The organism is Pseudorhodoferax soli, from assembly GCF_003337555.1.
GTDB classification, from domain to species: Bacteria; Pseudomonadota; Gammaproteobacteria; order Burkholderiales; family Burkholderiaceae_C; genus Pseudorhodoferax; species Pseudorhodoferax soli.
In genome coordinates this window covers 842,051-862,608 of the sequence record NZ_QPJK01000001.1, presented here as the reverse complement: position 1 = coordinate 862,608, position 20,558 = coordinate 842,051, and the positions used below count along the sequence as shown (strand labels likewise).

Genomic DNA, 20,558 nt, shown 5'->3' with positions numbered 1-20,558 from the left:
CGGTGCAGAATGCGCACAACCGAGCGGAAGGACGGCGCATGACGCACGAGGTGAGGCGGTTCTTTGCGAGCCGCGCATGGATCCAGGGGACATGGGCGCGCGATGTGGTGTTGACCGTGGCGGCCGATGGCTGCTGGCTCAACGTGCTGCCCAATGCCAGCGCCGAGCAGCAGCGTGGTGCCATGCGGCTCGGGGGCCCGGTGCTGCCGGGCATGGTCAACGCGCACAGCCATGCCTTCCAGCGCGCCATGGCCGGTCTGACGGAACGCCGGCGCAATGGCGCGGCGACCGAGGTCGACGACTTCTGGACCTGGCGCGAGCGCATGTACAGCGTGGCGCGGCGCATCACGCCTGGGCAACTGGAGGCCGTGGCCAGCCTGCTGTACGCCGAGCTGCTGCAGGCCGGCTACACCCAGGTCTGCGAGTTCCACTACCTGCACGGCGCACCCGACGGGCAGGCGCAAGGCCAGCCACTGGAGATGGCGCTGGCGCTCGTGCGCGCGGCGCAGCAGGTGGGCATCGGCCTGACCCTTCTGCCCACCCTCTACATGCGTGCGGGCTTCGGCGCGCCAGCGCTGGACGACGCGCAGCGCCGCTTTGCTTCCACGCCGGACAGCGTGCTGCGCACGGTGGAGGCCATCGCCCGGCTGGCTGTCGATGCCGGCACCAGCAAGACCAGCCCGGGCGCTCTGCTCGGCGCAGGCGTGGCCGTGCATTCGCTGCGTGCCGTCGATGCCGCCGCCTTGCAGGAGGTGGCGGCGCACGCGCGCAAGGTGTCGCTGCCGCTGCACATCCATGTCGCGGAACAGCGCCAGGAAGTGGACGACTGCGTCGCCCACACCGGCCTGCGCCCGGTGGAGTGGCTGCTGCAGAACGCGCCAGTGGATGCGCGCTGGAACCTCGTGCACGCGACCCAGGCCACGGCGCAGGAGCTTCAGGGCGTGCGCCGCACCGGCGCCTCGATCGTGCTGTGCCCCAGCACCGAGGCCGACCTCGGCGACGGCCTGTTCGACCTGGCCGGCTACATGGCGATGGGCGGACGCTGGTCCGTCGGCTCGGACAGCCAGGTTTCGCGCCAATGGACCACGGAACTGCGCCTGCTGGAGTACCTGCAGCGTGTGCAGCTGCGCCAGCGCAACGTGGCGGCGCGGTCGGGCGGACGCGACAGCACGGCAGCGGCGCTGTTCGATGCCGCGGTCGCCGGCGGCCGTGCCGCGACAGGCCAGCGCATCGGCGCGATCCAGGCGGGGCACCGGGCCGATTTCGTGGTGCTGGACGACCAGTCGCCGGCGCTGCTGGGCATTCCCGCCGAGCATGTGCTGGACGCCATGGTGTTCTCTTCGCCCTCGCCGCGGCTGTGGGACGTCTTCGTCGCCGGGCAGGCGGTCGTGACGCAGGGCAGGGTGGTGGGCAGCACGTCGACCGCCCCGCTGGGGCCGCAATTGGGTGCGGCGTTCAGCGCGGCGATGGCTGCCCTGTGGCGCTGAGTTGCCGCCAGAAACAACAAAGGCCGCTTGCGCGGCCTCTTTTGCTCATGACAATGACTTGGCTGGTCGGGGTGAGAGGATTCGAACCTCCGGCCTCTACGTCCCGAACGTAGCGCTCTACCAGGCTAAGCTACACCCCGATTTGCGACTCCAGGCCCTAGGACCTGCGCTGCAACAGCTGAGCCGCTAATTGTAGCAAAGCTTTTGTGTTGTCATTTGGAGACAGTTGCGAGATGGCCTCGATGGCGCGTTGCGCTTCTGCTGCAGCGGCCTCGCGCGTGACCTCCAAAGCGCCGGTTTCGCGGACGATGGCGATGATTTCGTCGATGTTGTCGACAGCACCGTTCTCGATCGCCACACGGATGATGTCGCGCTGAGCGGCGGTGCCGCGCCGCATGGCGGCGATCAAGGGAAGCGTGCACTTGCCTTCGCGCAGGTCGTCGCCGAGGTTCTTGCCCATCTCTTCGGGCGCGCCGTCGTAGTCCAGCACGTCGTCGATGACCTGGAAGGCGGTGCCCAGAGCCTGGCCGTAGTCGGCGCAGGCGCGTTCGATCTCGGGCGGGCTGCCGGCCAGGATGGCGGCGATGCGGGCGCTGGCTTCGAACAGCTTGGCGGTCTTGGAGCGGATCACGCGCAGGTAGCCGTTCTCGTCCAGCGAGGCGTCGTGCATGTTCACGAGCTGCATGACTTCGCCCTCGGCGATCACATTGGTCGCCTCGGCCAGGGTCTGCATGATGCGCATGTCGCCCACCTCGACCATCATCTGGAAGGCACGCGAGTACAGGAAGTCGCCCACCAGCACGCTAGCCGGGTTGCCGAAGGCCTCGTTGGCGGTGGCGCGGCCACGCCGCAGCGTGGAATCGTCGACCACATCGTCGTGCAGCAGCGTGGCCGTGTGGATGAACTCCACCACGGCCGCGAGTGTGAAGCGCTCGGACGAACGCTGGCCGAGCGCGCCGCACATCAGCAGCAGCAGCGCCGGGCGCAGTCGCTTGCCGCCTGCGGAGATGATGTACTGCGCGACCTGGCCGACGAGCGGCACATCGGAAGAGAGGCGCTTGGCGATCAAACGATCGACTTCGCGCATGTCGTCGGCGATCAGCGCGACCGCTTCTGCGGTGCTGGAGTTGTGGACGGACAAAGGTGTGACCCAGGGTAATTGCGGCGGATTATAGGAAGGCCCTCCTGCCGCCAGCCCGGCCTGGGCGCCGGCTTGCCCCCTCTGGGCCTGGGAATGCTATACTCTTGGGCTTCGCGGAAATTCGTCCGCTGAAGGCTCACCCTCTAGAGCTTAGGTAGAGGGCTCATCAGAGGTTCCACATGTACGCGGTCATAAAAACCGGTGGCAAGCAGTATCGCGTTGCTTCCGGCGAAAAAATTAAAGTAGAACAGATTGCTGCGGATGTTGGCCAAGAGATCGTGATCGACCAGGTTCTCGCCGTTGGCAACGGCAGCGAGATCAAGGTGGGCACCCCCTTGGTATCCGGCGCAACCGTCACGGCAACCGTCGTGTCGCATGGCAAGCACGACAAAGTGCACATCTTCAAGATGCGCCGTCGCAAGCACTATCAGAAACGTCAAGGCCATCGCCAGCAGTTCACCGAGCTGCAAATCGGCGCGATCGCCGGTTAAGGGAATAGGTCATGGCACAGAAAAAAGGCGGCGGCTCTACACGCAACGGGCGCGATTCCAAGCCCAAGATGCTGGGCGTGAAGGCCTTCGGTGGTGAACTGGTCAGCGCCGGTTCCATCATCGTGCGCCAGCGCGGTACGCGTTTCCATGCCGGCGGCAACGTCGGCGTCGGCAAGGACCACACCTTGTTCGCCCTGGTCGACGGCCACGTGTCGTTCGCCGTCAAGGGCTCGATGAACAAGCACACGGTCTTCATCACGCCGGCAGCCTGAGGACTTCGGTCCTCTGGTTCCAAGCCCCGCTTGTCGGGGCTTTGTCGTTTTGGTCTCTTTAACTTGCGAGGTGGAGCATGAAATTTGTCGATGAAGCCACGATCGATGTCGCGTCCGGCGACGGTGGCAACGGCTGCGTTTCGTTCCGCCACGAGAAGTACAAGGAGTTCGGCGGACCCAACGGCGGCGACGGCGGCCGTGGCGGCCACGTCTATGCGGTGGCCGATCCCAACCTGAACACGCTGGTGGACTACCGCTACACGCGGCGCCACGAAGCCAAGCGCGGCGAGCACGGCATGGGCTCGGACATGTTCGGCGCAGCCGGGGCCGACATCACGCTGCGCATGCCGGTGGGTACCATCATCAGCGACGCCGAGACCGGCGAGCAGCTGTTCGAACTGCTGGTGCCGGGTGAGGTCATCACCATCGCCAAGGGCGGTGACGGCGGCTTCGGCAACATGCGCTTCAAGAGCGCGATCAACCGCGCACCGCGCCAGAAGACGCCGGGCTGGCCCGGCGAGAAGAAGGCGCTGAAGCTGGAGCTCAAGGTGCTGGCCGACGTGGGCTTGCTGGGCATGCCGAACGCCGGCAAGTCCACGTTGATCACGGCGGTCTCGAACGCACGGCCGCGCATCGCCGATTACCCGTTCACCACCTTGCACCCGAACCTGGGCGTGGTGCGTGTCGGCCCGGAGCAAAGCTTCGTGGTGGCCGATCTGCCCGGCTTGATCGAAGGGGCGTCGGATGGCGCCGGCCTGGGCCATCTGTTCCTGCGCCACCTGCAGCGCACGCGCTTGCTGCTGCATGTCATCGACATGGCGCCCTTCGACGAGAGCATTGACCCGGTCGTGCAGGCGCGCGCGATCGTCAACGAGCTCAAGAAGTACGACGCCACGCTGCACAGCAAGCCGCGCTGGCTGGTGCTGAACAAGCTGGACATGGTGCCGGCCGAAGAGCGCGCCGCCAAGGTGAAGGACTTCGTGCGCCGCCTGCGCTTCAAGGGCCCGGTGTTCGAGATCTCGGCGCTGACGCGCGAGGGCTGTGAGACGCTGGTGAAATCGGTGTTCCAGCACATCCATGCGGAGAAGTCGGCAGAGAACCAGCCCGTCGAGATCGATCCGCGTTTTTCCGAATCCTCCGACGCCTGATTCCATGACGCCACTCGCCAACTCGACCCTGCTGCGCGATGCGCGGCGCATCGTCGTCAAGGTCGGCTCCAGCCTGGTGACCAACGAAGGGCGCGGCCTGGACGAGGCCGCGATCGGCGAGTGGTCCCGCCAGCTGGCGGCTCTGGTGCGCGGCGACGGGGTGCGCGGCCGCGAGTTGATCATGGTGTCCAGCGGTGCGATTGCCGAGGGCATGAAGCGCCTGGGCTGGACCACGCGCCCACGCGAGGTGCACGCGCTGCAGGCTGCAGCCGCTGTCGGGCAGATGGGCCTGGCGCAGATGTACGAGAGCAAGCTGCGCGAGAACGGCCTGGGCAGTGCCCAGGTGCTGCTCACGCATGCCGACCTGGCCGACCGCGAGCGCTACCTGAACGCACGGTCCACCTTGCTGACCTTGCTGCACCACGGCGTGGTGCCGGTGATCAACGAGAACGACACCGTCGTCAACGACGAGATCAAGTTCGGCGACAACGACACGTTGGGTGCCCTGGTCGCGAACCTGGTCGAGGCCGACGCCCTGGTGATCTTGACCGACCAGCGCGGCCTGTACTCGGCCGATCCGCGCAAGGACCCGGGCGCGCGCTTCATCGACGAGGCGCAGGCTGGCGATCCGGAGCTCGAGGCCATGGCCGGCGGGGCAGGGTCCAGCATCGGCCGCGGCGGCATGATCACCAAGATCCTCGCGGCCAAGCGTGCGGCCGGTTCGGGCGCGTCGACGGTGATCGCCTGGGGTCGTGAGCCCGATGTGCTGCTGCGCCTGACGCAGGGCGAAGCCATCGGCACCCTGCTGGTCGCACAGACGCAGAAGATGCAGGCGCGCAAGCAGTGGATGGCCGACCACCTGCAGTTGCGCGGTGCCGTCATCGTCGACGACGGTGCGGCGCGCAAGTTGCGCGGCGAAGGCAAGAGCCTCCTGCCGATCGGCATGACGGCGGTGGAGGGCGAGTTCTCGCGCGGCGACGTGATCGCCATCCGCGACAACCTCGGCCAGACCATTGCCCGGGGGCTGGCGAACTACGCCAGCGCAGAGGCCAGGTTGCTGTGCCGCAAGCCGTCCAGCGAGTTCGAGGCTTTGCTCGGCTACACGGCCGAGCACGAGATGGTCCACCGGGACAACCTCGTGCTGAGCCGCTGAGCTTCAGGACGGGTAGACGGTTTCCGCAGGCGACTTCAGGCGCCGCACGATGTCGCCCACCGAACTGGGTGGCGCCTTGCTGTCGCAACCACCCTGGCGCGCGAAGGCCAGCGGGTGCTTGATGCGCGTGGATTCCCACAGCGACTTCCATTCGGGCTTGCCGACCGGCGTCCACTTGTCGACGTTGTAGCGCGCGTAGAGCTTGTACTCGCCAGTGCTGCAGCGCACCCCTTCGTACATAGCGGTCATGGCGCCGCTGGTGCTGCGCGCCACCATCACGTAGCGCACCACGCCGTCCTTGCCGATCTGCAGCGTCGCCGGATCGACGCCGTAGCGCAGGGCGCCTTGCGCATCGACAGTCACGTCCACGAGCTTGTTGATGTCGAAGGCGGGCGCCGCGGGCGTATCGCTCTCCACCCATTCAGGCTCGTCCGGAACGTTGTTGTTCAGTTGTTGCGCCCCGGCCGCCGCAGCGCTCAGGATGCCGACGGCCAACCAGGCCGCCAGGCGGCTACGACGAAGAAGCATGGTTGTTGTGCGGAGCGGCGCCCAGCCGCTCGTTGGTTTGGGGATCGGGTTCGAAACTGCCGCCGGGCGGTAGCTCGAACTGCTGCGCCGGCATGTCGCGGCGCGGGTCCTGGATGTCGCCTTCTCGCGCGCGCATGCTCGAGCGCAAATAGCGGTTGCGGTGGTCATGGCGGGGCAGGTAGCGGGCCAACTCGGTCAGTGCCATCTCGTAGACGCCACGCTTGAATTCCACCACCACATCCAGCGGCACCCAGTAGTCGTTCCAGCGCCAGGCGTCGAACTCCGGATGGTTGGTCGCGCGCAGGTTCAGGTCCCAGTCGTGGCCCATCAGCTGCAGGAGATACCAGATCTGCTTTTGTCCCTTGTAGTGCCCGCGCGCATCGCGGCGAATGAAACGGTCCGGCACCTCGTAGCGCAACCAGTCGCGCGTGCGCGCGACGACCCGCACATGCTCCGGACGCAAACCCACTTCCTCGTGCAGTTCACGGAACATGGCCTGCTCTGGCGACTCGCCCCGGTCAATCCCCCCTTGGGGGAACTGCCATGAGTGGGTGCGAATGCGCTTGCCCCAGAACACCTGGTTCTTCTGGTTGAGCAGGACGATGCCGACGTTGGGCCTGAAGCCTTCCCGGTCAAGCATAATCAAACCCCAATTTTTTAACTGAAACCATTATGCACAGCGTGGTCTGTGTATCAAGCGGCTACCTGCCCGCGCCGGTTTCGGGTCTTCCCTGTACACCCTCCCCGCCGACATGAAAGCGTCCCAGTTCCTGATCTCCACACTCAAGGAAGCGCCAGCCGACGCCGAGGTCGTCAGCCACCAGCTGATGACGCGCGCCGGCATGGTCAAGAAGCTCAGCGCGGGCATCTACACCTACATGCCCATGGGCCTGCGCGTGATCCGCAAGGTCGAGGCGATCGTGCGCGAGGAGATGAACCGCGCCGGCGCGATCGAGATGACCATGCCCGTGGTGCAGCCGGCCGAGCTGTGGCAGGAAACCGGCCGCTTCGAGAAGATGGGGCCCGAGTTGCTGCGCATCCAGGACCGGCACGAGCGCAATTTCGTGGTCCAGCCGACCAGCGAAGAGGTGGTGACCGACATCGCGCGCCAGGAGCTGCGCAGCTACAAGCAGCTGCCCAAGAACTTCTACCAGATCCAGACCAAGTTCCGTGACGAGCGCCGGCCGCGCTTCGGCCTCATGCGCGGGCGCGAGTTCACGATGAAGGATGCCTACAGCTTCGACCGCGACCAGCCGTCCGCCAAGCTGAGCTACCAGGTCATGGCGCAGGCCTACCGCCGCATCTTCGACCGCTTCGGCCTGCGCTACCGTGCGGTGGCGGCCGACAGCGGTGCCATCGGCGGCGACCTGTCGGAAGAATTCCAGGTGATCGCCGCAACCGGCGAGGACGCCATCGTCTATTGCCCGGACAGCGAGTACGCGGCCAACATGGAGAAGGCCGAAGCGCTGGCGCCGACGCAGCCGCGCGCGCCGGCCACGCAGGCCATGGCTAAGACGCCCACACCGGGCAAGGCGACCTGCGCCGACGTGGCGGAATTGCTGGGCGTGCCGCTGGCCACCACCGTCAAGTCGCTGGTGCTGGCGACCGAGACCATCGGGGCCGATGGCGCCACGGTGGCGCGCGTCTGGCTGCTGCTGCTGCGTGGCGACCACGACATGAACGAAGTCAAGGTCGGCAAGCTTGCGGGCATGGAGCAGGGCTTCCGCTTCGCGACGCTGGCCGAGATCGACGCGCACTTCGGTTGCCCGCCCGGCTACCTGGGCCCGGTCGGCTTGCGCCAGCCCGTGACCATCGTGGCCGACCGCGAAGTCGCCGTGTTGCACGACTGGATCTGCGGCGCCAACGCGCCCGACTTCCACATGACCGGCGTCAACTGGGGCCGCGACCTGCCCGAGCCCGACCTGGTGGCCGATCTGCGCAACGTGGTGGCGGGCGATCCGTCGCCGGACGGCAAGGGCGTCCTGGCCATCGAGCGTGGCATCGAGGTGGGCCATGTGTTCTACCTGGGCACCAAGTACAGCCGCGCCATGAACGCGAGCTTCCTGGCCGAGGATGGCAAGCCGCAGTTTCTGGAGATGGGCTGCTACGGCATCGGCATCACGCGCCTGCCGGCGGCGGCCATCGAGCAGAACCACGATGCGCGCGGCATCATCTGGCCCGACGCGATCGCGCCGTTCACGGTGGCGGTCTGCCCGATCAGCCCGGACCGCAGCCCGGCCGTGAAAGAGGCCGCCGAAGCCCTGTACCAGGAGCTGCTGGCCGCGGGTGTTGACGTGATCCTGGACGACCGGGGCGAGCGCCCGGGCGCCATGTTTGCCGATTGGGAATTGATCGGCGTGCCGCACCGCGTGGTGATCGGCGACAAGGCGCTCAAGGACGGCCAGGTCGAGTACCAGCACCGGCGTGACGCGGCCGCAACGCGCGTGGCTTCCGCAGAGATTGGCGCGTTCGTAAAATCGCGCCTTTCTCCCGCAGCCGCCTGAGTTGAAGCCTGTTGCACGCCATCCTTCGCTAGGTCTTTCACGCCGTGGGCTGCTCGGTGGCCTTGCCGGTGCGGGCTTGTTGGGGCGCGGTAGCCTGGCGCACGCAGGCGGTCAGGTCGAGGAGCCTTTGATCGATTCGGTGCGCAGCGCGCTCAGCGCCGCGGTGGCACAGGCGGCGCCCCCCGTTCCCGAATTCCACAGCACCGAAGCCCGCGTGGCCTACCTGCGCTGGCTGGGTGCCGCCAGCCCGCTGCTGTTGCGCCGCAAGCCGGAGTGGAGCGAGCGCCGCGAATTCCTCGATACCGTCTGGTACGAAAGCCGGCGCGCCGGATTGGACACGGCCCTGGTGCTGGGCCTGATCGAGGTCGAGAGCAACTTCCGCCGCTTTGCCATCAGTGTGGCCGGAGCACGCGGCTACACCCAGGTCATGCCATTCTGGACCCGCGTGCTGGGCGATGGCGATGCGAGCCGGCTGTTCCACATGCAGACCAACCTGCGCTTCGGCTGCGTGATCCTGCGCCACTACCTGGACCGCGAGAGGGGCGACCTGTTCCTGGGCCTGGGCCGCTACAACGGCTCGCGTGGCCAGGCGCCGTACCCGAACGCAGTGCTGGCGGCGCGCCGGCGCTGGGATTTCAGCGCAGCGTAACGGCGACGGGCGTGGCCGCCGCTTCGGTCACCCGCGACACCATCACCTGGTCGATGCGGAAGCTGTCCACGTCCAGCACCTCGAAGCGAAAACCGCCCCAGGTCACCGTGTCCGTGCGCTTGGGCACGCGGCGCAGCATCACCATCATGAAGCCTGCCAGCGTCTCGTACTCCTCGGCATGGGGCATCTCGTCGATGAGCAGCGCGCGCTGCACGTCCTGCACCGGCGTGGCGCCGTCGATGAGCCAGGAGTTCTCGTCGCGCTTGACGATCTGCTCCTCGTCCAGTGGGTAGGCGATGAGTTCGCCCATCACCGTGCTCATGACGTCGTTGAGCGTCACCACGCCGACCACGAAGCTGTATTCGTTGACGATGACCGCGAAGTCCTCGTGCACGAGCCGGAACTGGTCCAGCACCTCGGCCAGCGTGAGCCGGTCCGGCACGACGAGCACCTTGCGCACCAGCGCATCGTCCAGCAGCGAGATCGGCTGGTTGTTGAGCACGCGCTGGAACAGATCCTTGGCGTCCACGTAGCCCACCACGCGGTCGATCTCGCCGTCGCAGACCGGGTAGGTCGAGAAGGGTTCGGCCGCGATGCGCAGCCGGATCACCGCGTCGGGCTCGTCGCGGCGGAAGAAGGCGATGCGATCGCGCTGCGTCATCGCAGACGAGACGGTGCGCGTGTCCAGCTCGAACACGTTGGCGATGACCTGCTGCTCCCGCGCGGCCAATGCCCCCGAGCGGGCGCCGGCTTCGGCCATGGCCAGGATGTCTTCGGACGTGATGCGGTCGTCGCGCTGCGTCGGCAGGTCGAACAGCTTGAACAGCCCATCGGCCGTGCGGCTGTAGACCCAAACCAGCGGCTTGAACAGCGACATGCAGGTCTGCATGGGCCGTACCACGCGCATGGCCAGCGCCTCGGGCTGGGTCATGCCCAGGCGCTTGGGAAACAGGTCGGCGAACAGGATGAACAGCGATGTCGTGACCAGGAAGGACAACAGAAAGCCCGCCGTGCGCGCCTGCGCATCGTCCAGGTCCATCCAGCGCCACAGGTCGGTGAACAAGGGACTCATCGCGCCTTCGCCGACGATGCCGCCCAGGATGGCCACGGCGTTCTGGCCGATCTGCACTACGGTGAAGTAGTGGCCGGGTTGCTCCTGGACTTTCATGACCAGCGTGGCGCGTGCATCGCCCTCGTCGGCCAGCTGGCGCAAGCGCAGGCGGCGCGAGGCCGCCAGTGAAATCTCGGCCACAGAGAAGAACGCGCTGAGCACGATCAGCGCGAACACGAGCAGCAGACTGGTCGAGAGGCTCAGTGGACAAACCCCATGCGGCTCTTGACGGTGGCCGGGCGCGGCAGGTCGTCCACGCGCACATGGTCGCGGCCGTCGAGCCTGGCGTTGCCAAAGCCGGTCATCAAGGCCCGGCGCATCTCGCGCGGCGCCATCTCGGCCAGCGTGTCCAGCACATCGGCCTGGGCCTCTGGCTGGAACTGCGGACCCCAGCCATGCTCGCCGCGGATGCCGGCGTACAGCTGGCCGGCGATCTGCCGCGCCTGCTCGGGCGTGGGCACCGGAATGCTGAACACGTTCATGCGGTTCAGGATGGGCTCGGGAATCGCGCGCTCGTCGTTGGCCGTGGTGATCCAGATGACCTGGCTGGCGTCGATGGCCACCTCCGCGAACTCATCGACGAAGTTCTGCGCGGTGTCGTGTTCGAGCAGGCTGTACAGCGCGCCTAGGGGGTCGTACTGGGCGTCGGTGCCGGCCTTGTCGATCTCGTCCACCACCAGCACGGGATTGGCATACTGTCCGTCGACCAGGGCCTCGAACACCTTGCCGGGCTTGGCGCCCTTCCATTGGGACGAGGCGCCCGAGAGCAGCCAGCCGGCGGTCATCGAGCTCATGGGCAAGAGGTTCATCCCCGTACCCAGCAACTCGGCCAGCTTGCGTGCGAAATGCGTCTTGCCGATGCCGGGGGCGCCCAGCAACAGCATGGGCGTGACCTCCAGGCCATCGGGGCTGTTGTGGCTCAGCGCCACATGGCGGCGCACGTCGTCCAGCGCTTCGGTGAAGTTGGGCAGCGTCTGGTAAAGCGCCGCCATCTCGGGGATGCCGGAGGGCTTGACCTGGAAGCGCTCTGGGCCGCGTTCGAGCATGCGCTCGTAGGTGCTGCGCAGATGCTCCTGGTCCTTGGACTGCAGCTTGGCCAGCCTGCGCTCCACATCCTGCGTCTGGTAGACGCTGCGCATGCTGGCGACCGGCAGGTGGATCGGGGTGGCCGTCAGGGCGGTGCTGCGCGATTCCATCGAAGCTCCTCGTGAAAGTGACGAGAGTGACGAAACCATTTCAGCATAAGCCGTGCCAGCCTGCCAGCACCGGGCCGCCCCTTGTCGGGCGGCCGCAACCCTCAGGCGGGGGTGGCGCCCAGCAGCTGGCGCAGCTCGCCCGACTCGTACATCTCCATCATGATGTCCGAGCCACCGACGAACTCGCCCTTGACGTACAGCTGGGGGATGGTGGGCCAGTTGCTGTATTCCTTGATGCCCTGGCGGATGCCGTCGTCGTCGAGCACGTTGACGGTTTTGACGTTCTTGGGGTCGACGCCGCAGGCCTTGAGCACCTGGATGGCGCGGCCCGAGAAGCCGCACATGGGGAAGCTGGCGCTGCCCTTCATGAACAGCAGGATGTCGTTGGACTTGACCAGGTCGTCGATGCGTTGTTGGGTGTCGCTCATGGGGGAACCTCCAGACGGAAATGGGCGCAATTATCCTGTGATCGGCCACTGGCCGCCGGAGCAGCGCGCGATGCCCGCCAGATCCGTGCGGCTGCCCACCTGCACGAAGCCCTGGGCCTGCAGCAGGGCGCAGACGGCTTCGGCCTGGTCGTAGCCATGTTCCAGCAACAGCCAGCCGCCGGGGCAAAGGTGCGCGCCCGCGCTGGCGGTGATGGTGCGCAGGTCGTCCAGCCCGTCCGCCCCGGATGCCAGGGCCGAGAGCGGCTCGTGCGCCAGGGCGGCCAGGTGCGGGTCGGCGGCGGCGATGTAGGGCGGGTTGGAGACGATCAGGTCGTACGGGCCGTCCACGCCTTGCAGCCAGTCGGCCTGCATGAACTGCACGCGCAGACCCAGTTGCTCGGCATTGGCCCTGGCCACCGCCAGCGCATCGGCGCTGCGGTCGACGGCGGACACCAGGGCGTCGGGTCGCGCGTGGGCCAGGGCCAGCGCGATGGCGCCGCTGCCCGTGCCCAGGTCGAGGGCGCTGCCGCCCCCGGGCAGGTGTTCGAGCGCCCACTCCACCAGCGTCTCGGTGTCGGGCCGCGGCACCAACACGCGCGCATCGACCTGCAGCGAGAGACCGAAGAACTCCTTCTGGCCGAGCAGGTAGGCCACCGGTTCGCCCGCGAGCCGGCGGGTGGCGGCCGTGTCGAAGCGCTGCAACACCTCGGGCGTGGGCTGGTCCTGGTCGTGCGCGAGCAGCCAGGCGCGGTCGTTGGGGTCGTGGCCGAGCGCGTGCAGCAGCAGCAGCTGGGCGTCCAGCCGGTCCAGGCCGCGCGCGGCCGCGGCCGCGAGGATCTGGGCCAAGCGCATGGATGTTCCTTCGGCGCGGCCCGGCGCGGCGCTCACGCTGCGCCGACTTCCAGTTCGGCCAACTGCTCGGCCTCGCGCGCAGCGCGCAGCGACTGCACCACTTCCTCCAGGTCGCCTTCCAGGATGAAAGACAGCTTGTACAGCGTGAGGTTGATGCGGTGGTCGGTCAGCCGGCCCTGCGGGTAGTTGTAGGTGCGGATGCGGTCGCTGCGGTCGCCGCTGCCGATCAGCCCCTTGCGCTCCGCCGCGTCCTTGGCGGCGCGCTCGCTGCGCTCTTTTTCCTGGATGCGCGCAAGCAGCACCTGCAGGGCCTTGGCCTTGTTGCGGTGCTGCGAGCGGTCGTCCTGGCATTCGGCCACGATGCCCGTGGGCAAATGGGTGATGCGCACGGCCGAGTCGGTCTTGTTGATGTGCTGGCCGCCGGCGCCGCTGGCGCGGTAGGTGTCGATGCGCAGGTCGGCCGGGTTGATCTGCACCGCCTGCGCCTCGTCGGGCTCGGCCAGCACGGCGACGGTGCACGCGCTGGTGTGGATGCGGCCCTGCGTCTCGGTGGCGGGCACGCGCTGCACGCGGTGGCCGCCCGATTCGAAGCGCAGGTGGCCATAGACGTCCTCGCCGTCCACGCGCAGCACCACTTCCTTGTAGCCGCCCAGCTCGCTCGCCGATTCGCTGATGAGTTCGGTCTTCCAGCCGCGGCGCTCGGCAAAGCGCGTGTACATGCGCAGCAGGTCGCCAGCGAACAGCGCCGACTCGTCGCCGCCCGTGCCGGCGCGGATTTCCAGGAAGGCCGCGCGCGCGTCGTCCGGGTCCCTGGGCAACAGCATGCGCTGCAGTTCGTTCTCCAGTTCGGTGAGCTCGGCTTCGGCGCTGGCGATCTCTTCGCGCGCCATATCGGCCATGTCCGGGTCGGCCAGCATCTCCTGCGCTGCGGCCAGGTCGGACTGGCGCTGCTGGTGGCGCGCATAGCGGCCAGCCACCTGGGCCACGTCGGCATGCTCGCGCGACAAGGCCATGAACTGCTTCATGTCCGCCATGATGTCCTGGCGCGACAGCAGGAAATCGAGCTCGGACAGGCGCAGCGCATAGCGCTCGAGTTGTTGGCGGAGAAAGGGTTTCAAGGCGGCGATCCGGTGGGCAGGCGCGAAAAAGAGAAGGAGGCCCGGCATGGCGGGCCGTCGCAGGCAGGGCGCCGCTAACGTTCTTTGCGCAGGAACAGGCGAGAGATGGTCTCGACCGCGTGCGCGCGCGCAGGGCCGTCGCCGGCGTGCAGCTCGGCCATGGCGCCGTGCAGCATCTTCTGCGTCAGGCCCTTGGCCAGGGCTTCGAGCACGGCCTCCACGTCGTCGCCGCGCGCCAGCTGCTTGCGCGCGCGCGCCAGTTCGGCCTGGCGCCAGGTGTCGGCCTGGCTGTTGAGCTGGCGGATCAGCGGCACCACGCCGTTCTGCGGGTCACGTTGGCCCATCCAGTGCAAGAAGCTCTGCACGCCCGCATCGATGATGACCTCGGCCTGTGCCACGGCCGCCTGGCGCTGGGCCTGGCCTGTCTGCACCACGCTGGCCAGGTCGTCCACGGTGTAGAGGAACACGTCTTCCAGACCCTTGACCTCGGGCTCGATGTCGCGCGGCACGGCCAGGTCGACCATGAACATGGGGCGGTGCTTGCGCTGCTTCAGCGCGCGCTCCACGGCGCCCAGGCCGATGATGGGCAGCGTGCTGGCGGTGCAGCTGACGATGGCGTCGAACTCGTGCAACCGGGCCGGCAGGTCGGCCAGGCGCATCACCTCGCCGCCGAAGCGGCTGGCCAGCTTCTCTCCGCGCTCCAGCGTGCGGTTGGCGATGGCGATGGACTTAGGGCTCTTGGCTGCGAAGTGGGTGGCGGCCAGCTCGATCATCTCGCCGGCGCCCACGAACAGCACGCGCACCTGGCCCAGGTCCTCGAACAGCTGCGAGGCCAGGCGCACGGCGGCGGCGGCCATGCTGATGGAGTGCGCGCCGATTTCGGTGGCGGTGCGCACTTCCTTGGCGACCGAGAAGGAGCGCTGGAACAGCTGGTTCAGCGTGGAGCCCAGCGCGCCGGCCTCGTTGGCCACGCGCACAGCGTCCTTCATCTGGCCCAGGATCTGGGCCTCGCCCAGCACCATGGAATCCAGCCCGCTGGCCACGCGGAACACGTGGCGCGCGGCCAATCCATCGTGCAGCGTGTAGGCGTGCGAGCGCAGCAGCGCCGGGGCCACGCCGCCGGCCTGGGCCATCCAGTCCACCGTGCGGTCGATGGCCTGGGCATCGGCTGCGCAGTAGATCTCGGTGCGGTTGCAGGTGGAGATGATGGCGGCCTCGGGGCCCGACAGCGCCGAGCGCAAACCGGCGAGCGTCGGGGCGATCTGGTCCAGGGCGAACGCGAACCGCCCGCGCAGATCGAGCGGGGCGGTGTGGTGGTTGATGCCGAGTGCCCAGACAGCCATAACCGGCGATTATAAAATCCGGCGCCTCTTCCTGCCGCTTGACCTGCGTCAAGCCCTTTGCTCTCTCCCATGGGTGTTGTCGATCTGATGCTGCATGGGCTGGCCTTCGTGCTGCCGGCCCTCTGCGTTGCGCTGTGCACCACGCTGGCCGGCCGCATGGGCCGGGCCGGCGGCATGCGCTGGTGGAGCGAATGGCTGCTGACCAGCCTGGCCGGCAGCCTGGCGCTGCTGGGCACGCTGTGGGCCATGGGCCGCGACGGCAGCATCGCCGGCTATGCGGCGCTGGTGGCCTGCTGCGGCACCCTGTCCTGGCTGCTGTCGCTGCGCCGCCGCTGACTCAGGCCAGCAGGTCGTGGTGCGTGTGGCCTGATTCCAGCGCGTGCACGCACTCGCGCCAGGGCTGGTCGGTGGCGGTGATCAGGAAACCATAGGCGCCGTAGTCGTCGTAGCGCCGCCCGCGCATGACGGTCACCTGCAGCACGGATTGCTCGTCCGTGCCCAGGTGGACCACCACGCGGCCCGAGGCCTTGAGCGGGAGCTCCTCGCGCGCATGGGCCTGGAAGCCCTCGTTCGACACGTCGACCACCTGCAGTTCCACGAGCCGGCGCTGGCCGCCGATCTCGATCTCCAGCTTGCCTTTGCACTTGAGCGAAAAGCGCGGGTGCCGGCGCAGCGTGTCCATCTGGGCCGGCGCCTGGGCCAAGGGCGGCAGCACGGCCTGGTAGGCGGGCAGGTCGTAGATCTCGTGCAGCATGGCCGTCTTGCGTGCATCGAGTTCGGCGAAGCCCTGGGTGCGCTGGTTGAAGAAGTGGTCCAGCAGCGCCGGCGTCATGACCGGGTCGTTCGTCGTGTAGTAGCGCCGCACCGGCAACTTGATGTTGGGCAGCTCCATCTTGAAGAAGTAGTGGTGCAGGCTCTTGCGCGGCGGCTTGCCGGCGTAGGCCCGCGCGAACAGATGCTCGGCCTGGCTCAGGTCCAGTGTGGCACCCACGGCCGGCGCGCCGTTGGCGAAGTCGTAGGCCGCCACCGTCTTCTGCGGCAGCCGGCGGAACGACAGCAGCGATTCGTAGAGCTCGATGTGGTAGGGGTTGACCGCGATCACCAGGTGCCGCGTGTCGAAGAAGCGCGTGCAATAGGCGTGCATGAACTTCATGAGCGGGAACAGGATCGCGCCGCCGGTCTTCCTGTGCTTGGGGTGCACGGCCAGCGCGGAGACCTCAGCGATCTGGCCGCGCTCGGCCTCCACGCTCGACAGGTCGAACACCGCCTGCAGCGGGAAGCCGAACGGGCTCTGGCGGATCAGCGAGATCGTGCCCACGACCTCGTCGTCGTACTTGGCGCACAGCGTGGTGGTGGTCGGCAGCGCGTGGTAGATGGTGGCGCGCAGCCCGGATGGCGCGGGCTGCATGAATCCCACGGCCACGTAGGCGTCGTGCAGCAGCCGGAAGCAGGCCTCGAGTTCTTCCTGCGTGTCGGCGATCTTGAGCGTGAGCCGCGGGTCGGGCGCCGGGTCGCAATCGACGAAGGAGCGGGCCACCGCGAAGCGCGCCTGCTGCGGCATGAAGCCGATGGCCGTGCGCATGCCCTTGTGCAGTGCACGCCGCGAGCGCGAGAGCAGGGTCTGGGATTTCGAGCGGGCCATGGTGTGCTCCTCGCCGCAGTATGTGCTCAGCGGCCGGGCAGGTGGGCCTCGATCAGGTGTCCGGCGATGGACAGTCCGCGTGGGGGGATGGCCGGCATCGTGTCCCCCGGGCCGACCCATACCGCTTCGGCGATCTCGTTCTCGTCCAGCCGGATCTCGCCGCCCGCATATTCGGCCGTGAACGCGATCATCAGCGAGTGCGGGAACGGCCAGGACTGGCTCGCGAAATAGCGCAGGTCACGCACCTGCAGGCCGACCTCCTCGAACACCTCGCGGTGGATGGCCTCCTCGATCGATTCGCCGGCTTCCAGGAAGCCCGCCAGCGCCGTGAAGAAGCGCGTCGGCGAGTTGTTGTGGCGCGCCAGCAGGATCTCGGGCCCGCGCCGCACCAGCACCATCATGGCCGGCGAAATGCGCGGGTAGGCGATGTGGCCGCAAGCCGGGCAGCGCATGCAGCGTTCACCGGCTACGTGCGTGGTCGGGCTGCCGCAAGCGCCGCAGAAGCGGTGCGTGCGTGCCCATTCGGCAATCTGCCAGGCCCGGCCGGCGACGGCCAGCTGGCTTTCTTCCATGGCGCCGAACAGGGTGCGCAGCCGGCGCGGGCGCACGCCCTCGGGCAGCGGCGTGCCCTTGGGCAGCCAGGCCACGCGGCAGTACGCCTCATCGAGTAGGCCCACGGGCAGGAAGTCCGCAGTGGGGATGCCGAGGGCGGCACACACGAATGCGCCAGGCAGGGCCAGATCGGCTTCGCCGACCAGGAGTTCGTCACCGCAGAACACGAAGTTCTGCACCAGGTCCTGTTCACGCGCCGCCAGCAGCGGCGTGAACGAGGGAGGGGTTTGCAGCATGGGCGGGCATCCGGGGCCGTTGGAGCCCGCATGCTAACCGCCGATGCGGCTGCGCGTCAGAGGGCGAGCACCAGCGCCGCGCGGGCCTGCAGGCCGTCGCTCCCCGCCTGGTAGGGCAGCGTCACGGCCGCGCGGTCGGCAGCGTCCAGCCGGCGCCAGAGGAAGTCTCGCGCATTGCCAGGATCGCCCTCCACATAGAGCTGCGTGGTCAGCAGTTCGCGCTGGCCCAGCCGCACCTTCACATGGATGTGGGGCGTGCGGCCGCTGTAGGGCACGGGGCGGATGGTGCGGAAACGCCAGCGGCCCTCGGCGTCCACCGTGGTGCGGCCGAAGCCCTGGAAGGCCGGGTCCTGGCGGCTGCCGTCGCCAGGGTGGTCGTAGTGGCCGGCCTCGTCGCATTGCCAGATCTCCACCTGGGCGCCGCGCACGGGCCGGCCCTCCAGGTCGCGCAGCGTGCCGTCCAGCCAGGCCGGCTGGCCGCGGGCGTAACGCCGTGCGCCATTGCGCAGCAGGTCGTTGTCGGCATCGGCCGGGAAGGCGACGGGATAGAACGGGCCCTCGGTCTGCGCCGGCGTGGGCCGCGACTGCGCGGACTGGGCCCGCGCGGTCAGCAGGGCCGGGCAGGCGATCAGGGCGGCGGTGAGCAGGCGGCGGGTCGGCATGGTGCTCAGATGCGGCCCACAGCGCCCAGGTTCCCGCTTACAGGAACAGCGCGTCGAAGCCGTCCACGGGCTCGAAGCGCTTGTTGTGCCAACGCAGCCGCAGCGGGCCGGACATGGCGCGCTCGCGCACCGGGTGGCAGGCATCGCCCGGGTAGCAGACCACGCGCGTGCCCCCGTCCTCCAGGCTCTCGGGCTGGATCAGCGGCGGCCGGCGCGTGCGGGCCGCGGCCACGGCTTCTTCGGCCGTGGCGTGGCGCGCCAGCTGGGCCAGCGTCATGATCTGCGGCGGTGCCATCTCGATCTCGCGGTCCCAGTAGCGCTGCAGCGCTGCGCGCGGCGACAGCCAGGTGCTCTCGGTGGTCTCGTAGTCGTCGTGCGTGGCCACCTGCTCGGGTGGCACCACGGCGGCGAAGAAGCGCGTGTCGAAGCGCTTGTTCATGACCGAGGGCACGCGCGGCGTGATCCAGCGCGACCAGGGCGCGAGCCGGCGCGTCTGCAGCGTGAGGCCCAGTTCGGCCAGCATGGTGTTGAACGGCGTGCCGGCCTTGAGCAGCGCCGAAGCGCGGACCACGTCGGGCTCGCTGCCCTCAAAGGTTTCAGCCAGCAGCACGCCGGCTTCCTCGAAGGCCTCGCGCACGGCCGCCACGTACAGGCCGGCCGCCTGGGCCGCGTCGAGTTCGGCGTCGTCCAGGCTGGCCTGCAGCAACGGGGTGGCCTGGTCGAGGTGGCGCGCGGCATCGAGTTCGGCATCGGCCGCATCGAGCTTGCCGCCCGGGAACACGTAGGCGCCGCCCAGCACGTCGGACAGCCCGTGGCGCTTCATGAGCAGCACCTCCAGCCCGGCCGCGCCATCGCGCAGCATGACCACGGTGGAGGCCGCGCGTGGCGGCGTGTCGATGGCGTGCAGGTTCAGTTCCATGGGGTCTCCCGTCTCCAGTACAGTTGCGCGGCTTTTTTTGCTGCGCCGCAGGCTAACAGAGGCGACTCGCCCGCGCTGTCGCGCAGCTTCCACCACAAGGAGACGAACGAATGGGTCTGGATTTCAAGGGCCGTGTGGCCATCGTCACGGGCGCCGGCGGCGGCCTGGGCCGCGAACATGCGCTGGCATTGGCCCGGCGCGGCGCCAAGGTGCTGGTCAACGACCTGGGCGGTGCGCGCGACGGCAGCGGCGGCTCCACCAGCGCGGCGCAGGCCGTGGCCGACGAGATCATTGCCGCAGGCGGCGAGGCCTTGGCCAACGGCGCCTCCGTCACCGACCACGAGGCCGTGGCGGGCATGGTCCAGCAGGCGGTGGACGCCTGGGGCCGCGTCGACATCCTCGTCAACAACGCCGGCATCCTGCGCGACAAAAGTTTCGCCAAGATGGACCTGGCCGACTTCCGCCTCGTGGTGGACGTGCACCTGATGGGCGCCGTGCACTGCTGCAAAGCGGTCTGGCCGTTCATGACCGCGCAGAAGTACGGCCGCATCGTGATGACGAGTTCGTCGTCGGGCCTGTACGGCAACTTCGGCCAGGCCAACTACGGCGCGGCCAAGATGGCGCTGGTCGGCCTCATGCAGACCCTGGCCATCGAAGGCGCCAAGAGCGACATCCGCGTCAACAGCCTGGCGCCCACGGCCGCCACGCGCATGACCGAGGACCTCATGACGCCCGAGGTGTTGCGCGCGCTCGAGCCGGCCGCCGTGGTGCCCGCCATGCTGGTGCTGGCCTCCGAGGATGCGCCCACGCGCACCGTGCTGTGCGCTGGCGCTGGCTCGTTCGAAGCCGCGCACGTGACACTGACGCAGGGCCAGTGGATCGGCACCGGCGATGACGCACCCGAGCGCCTCGCCGCGGCGCTCGATGCCGTGCGTGCACGTGAGGGCGAGACCGTGCCGCAAAGCGGCTCGGAGCAGGGCCGGCTGGAAGTCGGCCGTGCCATGGCACAAGCGCGCTAAACCCTGGCCTGCAGGGCTTGGCGGCCTGTGATACCTTCCGGCCCCAC

The 20,558-nt window shown here is 68.3% G+C and carries 22 protein-coding genes and 1 tRNA gene; 9 read left to right on the top strand and 14 right to left on the bottom strand.

What is annotated here, in order from left to right; translation table 11 throughout:
- Window positions 1-38: 38 nt before the first annotated feature.
- A complete protein-coding gene (locus DES41_RS03930; protein WP_114466098.1) occupies window positions 39-1,487 on the top strand; it encodes a formimidoylglutamate deiminase in 1,449 nt (482 codons plus the stop codon).
- Between the two features lie 63 nt (window positions 1,488-1,550).
- On the opposite strand, the gene DES41_RS03925 is transcribed toward DES41_RS03930, so the two are convergent.
- A tRNA-Pro gene (locus DES41_RS03925) sits at window positions 1,551-1,627 on the bottom strand.
- A 17-nt stretch (window positions 1,628-1,644) separates the two neighbouring features.
- The gene (locus tag DES41_RS03920; protein ID WP_114466096.1) at window positions 1,645-2,628 is read right to left on the bottom strand and encodes a polyprenyl synthetase family protein; all 984 of its coding nucleotides are present in this window, start codon (window positions 2,626-2,628) and stop codon (window positions 1,645-1,647) included.
- A 179-nt stretch (window positions 2,629-2,807) separates the two neighbouring features.
- On the opposite strand from DES41_RS03920, the gene rplU reads away from it, so the two are divergent.
- The 4 genes from rplU (at window position 2,808) to proB (ending at window position 5,692) form a co-directional block, all read left to right on the top strand.
- Window positions 2,808-3,119: a 50S ribosomal protein L21 gene (gene rplU, locus DES41_RS03915; RefSeq protein WP_114466094.1), complete on the top strand. Its 312-nt coding sequence runs from the start codon at window positions 2,808-2,810 to the stop codon at window positions 3,117-3,119.
- A gap of 11 nt (window positions 3,120-3,130) precedes the next feature.
- Window positions 3,131-3,391 (top strand): 50S ribosomal protein L27, encoded by a 261-nt coding sequence (gene rpmA, locus DES41_RS03910; RefSeq protein ID WP_056657108.1) that lies wholly within the window; start codon window positions 3,131-3,133, stop codon window positions 3,389-3,391.
- 77 nt (window positions 3,392-3,468) lie between these two features.
- The gene (cgtA, locus tag DES41_RS03905; RefSeq protein WP_114466093.1) at window positions 3,469-4,539 is read left to right on the top strand and encodes an Obg family GTPase CgtA; all 1,071 of its coding nucleotides are present in this window, start codon (window positions 3,469-3,471) and stop codon (window positions 4,537-4,539) included.
- A gap of 4 nt (window positions 4,540-4,543) precedes the next feature.
- Window positions 4,544-5,692 (top strand): glutamate 5-kinase, encoded by a 1,149-nt coding sequence (gene proB, locus DES41_RS03900; protein ID WP_114466091.1) that lies wholly within the window; start codon window positions 4,544-4,546, stop codon window positions 5,690-5,692.
- Window positions 5,693-5,695: 3 nt separating this feature from the next.
- Here proB and DES41_RS03895 read toward each other — a convergent pair whose 3' ends face one another.
- Window positions 5,696-6,220 (bottom strand): CNP1-like family protein, encoded by a 525-nt coding sequence (locus DES41_RS03895; protein ID WP_114466089.1) that lies wholly within the window; start codon window positions 6,218-6,220, stop codon window positions 5,696-5,698.
- Window positions 6,204-6,860 carry an RNA pyrophosphohydrolase gene (locus DES41_RS03890; protein ID WP_114466087.1) on the bottom strand — a complete coding sequence of 219 codons (657 nt, stop codon included), beginning with the start codon at window positions 6,858-6,860 and terminating at the stop codon, window positions 6,204-6,206. Before DES41_RS03890 ends, DES41_RS03895 begins: the two co-directional genes overlap by 17 nt.
- A 112-nt stretch (window positions 6,861-6,972) precedes the next feature.
- On the opposite strand from DES41_RS03890, the gene DES41_RS03885 reads away from it, so the two are divergent.
- Both DES41_RS03885 and DES41_RS03880 read left to right on the top strand, forming a co-directional pair.
- Window positions 6,973-8,724 carry a proline--tRNA ligase gene (locus tag DES41_RS03885; RefSeq protein WP_114466085.1) on the top strand — a complete coding sequence of 584 codons (1,752 nt, stop codon included), beginning with the start codon at window positions 6,973-6,975 and terminating at the stop codon, window positions 8,722-8,724.
- 49 nt (window positions 8,725-8,773) lie between these two features.
- Window positions 8,774-9,373, top strand: coding sequence for a lytic transglycosylase domain-containing protein (locus DES41_RS03880; protein WP_245965594.1), 600 nt, complete (start codon window positions 8,774-8,776; stop codon window positions 9,371-9,373).
- Here the strand turns inward: DES41_RS03880 and paeA are convergent.
- The 6 genes from paeA to hemA all read right to left on the bottom strand — a co-directional run bounded on the left by paeA (window position 9,360) and on the right by hemA (window position 15,421).
- The gene (paeA, locus tag DES41_RS03875; RefSeq protein ID WP_114466082.1) at window positions 9,360-10,688 is read right to left on the bottom strand and encodes a polyamine export protein PaeA; all 1,329 of its coding nucleotides are present in this window, start codon (window positions 10,686-10,688) and stop codon (window positions 9,360-9,362) included. The two genes, DES41_RS03880 and paeA, sit on opposite strands and share 14 nt — an antisense overlap.
- Window positions 10,685-11,680 carry an AAA family ATPase gene (locus DES41_RS03870; RefSeq protein WP_114466080.1) on the bottom strand — a complete coding sequence of 332 codons (996 nt, stop codon included), beginning with the start codon at window positions 11,678-11,680 and terminating at the stop codon, window positions 10,685-10,687. The genes paeA and DES41_RS03870 overlap by 4 nt, the downstream gene beginning before the upstream one ends.
- A 101-nt stretch (window positions 11,681-11,781) precedes the next feature.
- The gene (gene grxD, locus DES41_RS03865; RefSeq protein ID WP_114466078.1) at window positions 11,782-12,108 is read right to left on the bottom strand and encodes a Grx4 family monothiol glutaredoxin; all 327 of its coding nucleotides are present in this window, start codon (window positions 12,106-12,108) and stop codon (window positions 11,782-11,784) included.
- 30 nt (window positions 12,109-12,138) lie between these two features.
- Entirely contained in the window at window positions 12,139-12,960 is an 822-nt protein-coding gene (gene prmC / locus DES41_RS03860) for a peptide chain release factor N(5)-glutamine methyltransferase (protein ID WP_114466076.1), read from the bottom strand.
- Window positions 12,961-12,992: 32 nt separating this feature from the next.
- The gene (prfA, locus tag DES41_RS03855) at window positions 12,993-14,078 is read right to left on the bottom strand and encodes a peptide chain release factor 1 (RefSeq protein WP_114466816.1); all 1,086 of its coding nucleotides are present in this window, start codon (window positions 14,076-14,078) and stop codon (window positions 12,993-12,995) included.
- Between the two features lie 74 nt (window positions 14,079-14,152).
- Complete coding sequence (gene hemA / locus DES41_RS03850) at window positions 14,153-15,421, bottom strand: glutamyl-tRNA reductase (RefSeq protein ID WP_114466074.1); 1,269 nt, start codon at window positions 15,419-15,421, stop codon at window positions 14,153-14,155.
- A gap of 69 nt (window positions 15,422-15,490) precedes the next feature.
- On the opposite strand from hemA, the gene DES41_RS03845 reads away from it, so the two are divergent.
- On the top strand, window positions 15,491-15,757 hold the full coding sequence (locus DES41_RS03845; RefSeq protein WP_114466072.1) for a hypothetical protein: 267 nt from the start codon (window positions 15,491-15,493) through the stop codon (window positions 15,755-15,757).
- Between the two features lies 1 nt (window position 15,758).
- Here DES41_RS03845 and DES41_RS03840 read toward each other — a convergent pair whose 3' ends face one another.
- Genes DES41_RS03840 through DES41_RS03825 form a run of 4 tightly spaced genes read right to left on the bottom strand, consistent with a single transcriptional unit; the run spans window position 15,759 to window position 19,492 of the window.
- Window positions 15,759-17,063 carry a GNAT family N-acetyltransferase gene (locus DES41_RS03840; protein WP_245965553.1) on the bottom strand — a complete coding sequence of 435 codons (1,305 nt, stop codon included), beginning with the start codon at window positions 17,061-17,063 and terminating at the stop codon, window positions 15,759-15,761.
- Window positions 17,064-17,089: 26 nt separating this feature from the next.
- Window positions 17,090-17,911 carry an NAD(+) diphosphatase gene (nudC, locus tag DES41_RS03835; RefSeq protein WP_114466070.1) on the bottom strand — a complete coding sequence of 274 codons (822 nt, stop codon included), beginning with the start codon at window positions 17,909-17,911 and terminating at the stop codon, window positions 17,090-17,092.
- Window positions 17,912-17,967: 56 nt separating this feature from the next.
- On the bottom strand, window positions 17,968-18,573 hold the full coding sequence (locus DES41_RS03830) for a dioxygenase family protein (protein ID WP_114466068.1): 606 nt from the start codon (window positions 18,571-18,573) through the stop codon (window positions 17,968-17,970).
- A gap of 37 nt (window positions 18,574-18,610) precedes the next feature.
- The gene (locus DES41_RS03825) at window positions 18,611-19,492 is read right to left on the bottom strand and encodes an NUDIX hydrolase (protein ID WP_114466066.1); all 882 of its coding nucleotides are present in this window, start codon (window positions 19,490-19,492) and stop codon (window positions 18,611-18,613) included.
- Window positions 19,493-19,602: 110 nt separating this feature from the next.
- Between DES41_RS03825 and DES41_RS03820 the strand changes: the two genes are divergently transcribed.
- Window positions 19,603-20,511, top strand: coding sequence for an SDR family NAD(P)-dependent oxidoreductase (locus tag DES41_RS03820; RefSeq protein WP_114466064.1), 909 nt, complete (start codon window positions 19,603-19,605; stop codon window positions 20,509-20,511).
- Window positions 20,512-20,558 lie beyond the last annotated feature (47 nt).

What these genes read in the sequence shown, in the direction of transcription:
- rplU (WP_114466094.1), top strand. Translation starts at nt 2,808, where the DNA reads ATGTACGCGGTCATAAAAACCGGTGGCAAGCAGTATCGCGTTGCTTCC.
- DES41_RS03840 (WP_245965553.1), bottom strand. Translation starts at nt 17,063, where the DNA reads ATGGCCCGCTCGAAATCCCAGACCCTGCTCTCGCGCTCGCGGCGTGCA.
- prmC (WP_114466076.1), bottom strand. Translation starts at nt 12,960, where the DNA reads ATGCGCTTGGCCCAGATCCTCGCGGCCGCGGCCGCGCGCGGCCTGGAC.
- cgtA (WP_114466093.1), top strand. Translation starts at nt 3,469, where the DNA reads ATGAAATTTGTCGATGAAGCCACGATCGATGTCGCGTCCGGCGACGGT.
- DES41_RS03890 (WP_114466087.1), bottom strand. Translation starts at nt 6,860, where the DNA reads ATGCTTGACCGGGAAGGCTTCAGGCCCAACGTCGGCATCGTCCTGCTC.
- proB (WP_114466091.1), top strand. Translation starts at nt 4,544, where the DNA reads ATGACGCCACTCGCCAACTCGACCCTGCTGCGCGATGCGCGGCGCATC.
- nudC (WP_114466070.1), bottom strand. Translation starts at nt 17,911, where the DNA reads ATGCTGCAAACCCCTCCCTCGTTCACGCCGCTGCTGGCGGCGCGTGAA.
- DES41_RS03820 (WP_114466064.1), top strand. Translation starts at nt 19,603, where the DNA reads ATGGGTCTGGATTTCAAGGGCCGTGTGGCCATCGTCACGGGCGCCGGC.
- DES41_RS03830 (WP_114466068.1), bottom strand. Translation starts at nt 18,573, where the DNA reads ATGCCGACCCGCCGCCTGCTCACCGCCGCCCTGATCGCCTGCCCGGCC.
- hemA (WP_114466074.1), bottom strand. Translation starts at nt 15,421, where the DNA reads ATGGCTGTCTGGGCACTCGGCATCAACCACCACACCGCCCCGCTCGAT.
- DES41_RS03885 (WP_114466085.1), top strand. Translation starts at nt 6,973, where the DNA reads ATGAAAGCGTCCCAGTTCCTGATCTCCACACTCAAGGAAGCGCCAGCC.
- DES41_RS03870 (WP_114466080.1), bottom strand. Translation starts at nt 11,680, where the DNA reads ATGGAATCGCGCAGCACCGCCCTGACGGCCACCCCGATCCACCTGCCG.
- DES41_RS03845 (WP_114466072.1), top strand. Translation starts at nt 15,491, where the DNA reads ATGGGTGTTGTCGATCTGATGCTGCATGGGCTGGCCTTCGTGCTGCCG.
- DES41_RS03895 (WP_114466089.1), bottom strand. Translation starts at nt 6,220, where the DNA reads ATGCTTCTTCGTCGTAGCCGCCTGGCGGCCTGGTTGGCCGTCGGCATC.
- DES41_RS03825 (WP_114466066.1), bottom strand. Translation starts at nt 19,492, where the DNA reads ATGGAACTGAACCTGCACGCCATCGACACGCCGCCACGCGCGGCCTCC.
- DES41_RS03930 (WP_114466098.1), top strand. Translation starts at nt 39, where the DNA reads ATGACGCACGAGGTGAGGCGGTTCTTTGCGAGCCGCGCATGGATCCAG.
- grxD (WP_114466078.1), bottom strand. Translation starts at nt 12,108, where the DNA reads ATGAGCGACACCCAACAACGCATCGACGACCTGGTCAAGTCCAACGAC.
- rpmA (WP_056657108.1), top strand. Translation starts at nt 3,131, where the DNA reads ATGGCACAGAAAAAAGGCGGCGGCTCTACACGCAACGGGCGCGATTCC.